The 2,499-nt window shown below is 45.6% G+C and carries 3 protein-coding genes; 1 reads left to right on the top strand and 2 read right to left on the bottom strand.

The features are described from left to right. Positions 1 to 162: 162 nt before the first annotated feature. Positions 163 to 1,167, top strand: coding sequence for a phenylalanine--tRNA ligase subunit alpha (gene pheS, locus QUB51_RS05930; RefSeq protein WP_333052935.1), 1,005 nt, complete (start codon positions 163 to 165; stop codon positions 1,165 to 1,167). Between the two features lie 226 nt (positions 1,168 to 1,393). Here pheS and QUB51_RS05925 read toward each other — a convergent pair whose 3' ends face one another. Beyond that, entirely contained in the window at positions 1,394 to 1,792 is a 399-nt protein-coding gene (locus tag QUB51_RS05925) for a hypothetical protein (RefSeq protein ID WP_333052934.1), read from the bottom strand. Positions 1,793 to 2,309: 517 nt separating this feature from the next. Beyond that, positions 2,310 to 2,499: hypothetical protein (locus tag QUB51_RS05920; protein ID WP_333212873.1), on the bottom strand; the 190-nt coding region annotated here is incomplete at its 5' end.

Raw genomic sequence — 2,499 nt, 5'->3', positions numbered from 1 at the left:
AAAATTGCGCTAAACCCAACTTGGCCCAAAACAGCCATCAATCTAAAATCTCAAATCTAAAATCTAAAATCAACAAGGCTGTCGAGCCAAAATTGCGCTAAACTCAACTTGGCCCAAAACAGCCATCAATCTAAAATCTAAAATCTAAAATCTAAAATCAAAATGACTGTCCAGCTAAGCGACATTGAAACTCAACTAGAAACCCTCGGCCAAGAGTCCAAAAGTGCGATCGCCAGTGCCAATACCCTCGAACAACTCGAACAGTTGCGCCTCGGCTACCTCGGCAAAAAAGGCCAACTCTCTCAAATTTTAGGCATGATGGGCAAACTGTCGCCAGACCAGCGGCCCAAAGTAGGGGCGATCGCCAATACAGTCAAAGAAGCCCTGCAAGCAGATTTAGAAGACAAACGCGCCGCCCTCCAAACCGCCCAAATCCAAGCCAAATTAGCCTCAGAAACCATCGATGTCACCATGCCGGGGATTTTTCGCCCCCAAGGCCGCGTTCACCCCTTAAACGCCGTCATAGACCGCGCTCTGGATATCTTTGTCGGCCTGGGATACACCGTCGCCAACGGCCCGGAAATGGAAACAGATTATTACAACTTCGAGGCGCTGAACACCCCGCCAGACCACCCAGCGCGGGATATGCAAGATACATTTTACCTACCAGGCGGCGACTTACTGCGGACTCAGACATCATCAGTGCAAATTCGCTACATGGAACAGCACAAACCGCCGATTCGGATTGTCTCTCCCGGCCGCGTTTACCGCCGCGATACTGTTGATGCTACTCACGCAGCAGTCTTCCACCAAATTGAGCTTTTAGCAATTGGTGAAGGTCTGACATTTACTGACTTGAAAGGCACGATTAAAGAGTTTTTGCGACAAATGTTCGGACAAGATTTGCCGATTCGTTTTCGCACGAGTTACTTTCCTTTTACCGAACCTTCTGCCGAAGTAGATTTGCAGTGGAACGGCAAATGGCTGGAAGTTTTGGGCTGCGGAACCGTCGATCCTAATGTTCTTAAAGGAGTCGGTTTAGATCCCGAAAAATATACTGGGTTTGCGGCCGGTTTTGGTGTCGAGCGGTTCGCAATGGTACTTTATGAAATCGACGATATTCGCCGGGTTTATGCTAGCGATTTGCGCTTTTTGCGGCAATTTTAAAGAAGGGCTTGGGGTCGCTTACACGAGCCGTCTAGAGGTCTTGGTCAATGTACATCAATCTTTCAGTTTCAAGTAAGTAAGTAAGTAAGTACAAATAAACATTACTTGGGAGAGGGCGGGTTCTGCAACGATGACTCGCCCTTACTGTAGATAAGCCCTAAAGCCGCCCCTACAAGCCCCTGCAAGATATTATTGTTTTTTTGCGCTTACCTACTTAATTTATTGTCTACTTGCTAAAAACATCCTTGATGCCGTCAACAGCGCGCTCTACAGCATTCTTGGTATTATCTACTGCTTCCTGAGTCCGAGCTGAATCTTCCGATGCTCTTTTCTCAATTGTGGCCGCATCTTTCTTAGCTTTGCGCTCTACGACACTACCATCCTCCGATGCTCGATCGACTTTAGCAGCATTTGTCTTGGCAGCTTCCTTAACCTTCTCTTCTGTATCTCGGATGAAGTTCTTGGCTCGTCCAGCATCTTTGCTAGCTTTTTCTTGAACCGCATCGCCCGCATCTGCTGCTGCGATCGAGTTTACAGCAGGAGAAGCCATTGCTGCGGTGTTGGAGAAGAACGCACCAGACCAAACGAAGGCCATCGCTGACACGCAAAGGACTGTTGTAGCCATCAAGCGCCCTAAAGTCGAAAGCCGTTTCGTAAAATAATTCAGTTTCATAGAATACAAAAGGAGATGTGACCTTCTATTTTTACTCGATTTGAGCGATCGGCGGAACCGTTCTCTAGATAGAGGTTATCCACCGATGAGCTGTTAAAAAAGTTCCCTCTTTTGATAGATTCAAGCCAGGAAAGTCAGTCAATTTTAGATTTTAGATTTTAGATTTTAGATTTTAGAGTTGACTCCCCAGTCGCCCTTGGGAATCTTGAACTTTGGTGAGTCGATTGTAGATTTTAGATTTTAGATTTAACAATTAATATCAAATCTGTTAGCATCGGGATTATTCATCTATCTCTTCTCTGCATCAGCGTGAATCAGCGTCAATTAATTGTCATCTGCGGTTAAGCAATTTTCTTGTTTTTACCGCAGATACAGGCAGATTAACACAGATTAACGCAGATGAATTATATCAATTCCGGTTGCAGCTTCGGAATAGTAAATTAGAGTTGACTGTTCACGGCGTCAACAGTCAACCGTCAACAGTCAACATCATTACGGTGTTACCGGAAATGATATAAGTAGGTGCGACAGTCAAGCTATCATCAATCGGGCGATTATTGTCATAAAATATCGCTTCTAAGGAATGATATCGTTTCCGGTTGTATCGGAATGATTTAACCGCAGAGGGCGCAGAGAACGCAGAGGGAGAGAATACAGAG

It is taken from the genome of Microcoleus sp. AT8-A3, from assembly GCF_036705675.1.
Classification (GTDB): Bacteria; Cyanobacteriota; Cyanobacteriia; order Cyanobacteriales; family Microcoleaceae; genus Microcoleus.
The sequence above is the reverse complement of the archived record's forward strand: the minus strand, read 5'-3'. Positions and strand labels throughout refer to the sequence as shown.

Excerpts from the sequence above, each read along its gene's own strand:
- pheS (WP_333052935.1), top strand. The coding sequence starts at position 163 with ATGACTGTCCAGCTAAGCGACATTGAAACTCAACTAGAAACCCTCGGC.
- QUB51_RS05925 (WP_333052934.1), bottom strand. The coding sequence starts at position 1,792 with ATGGCTACAACAGTCCTTTGCGTGTCAGCGATGGCCTTCGTTTGGTCT.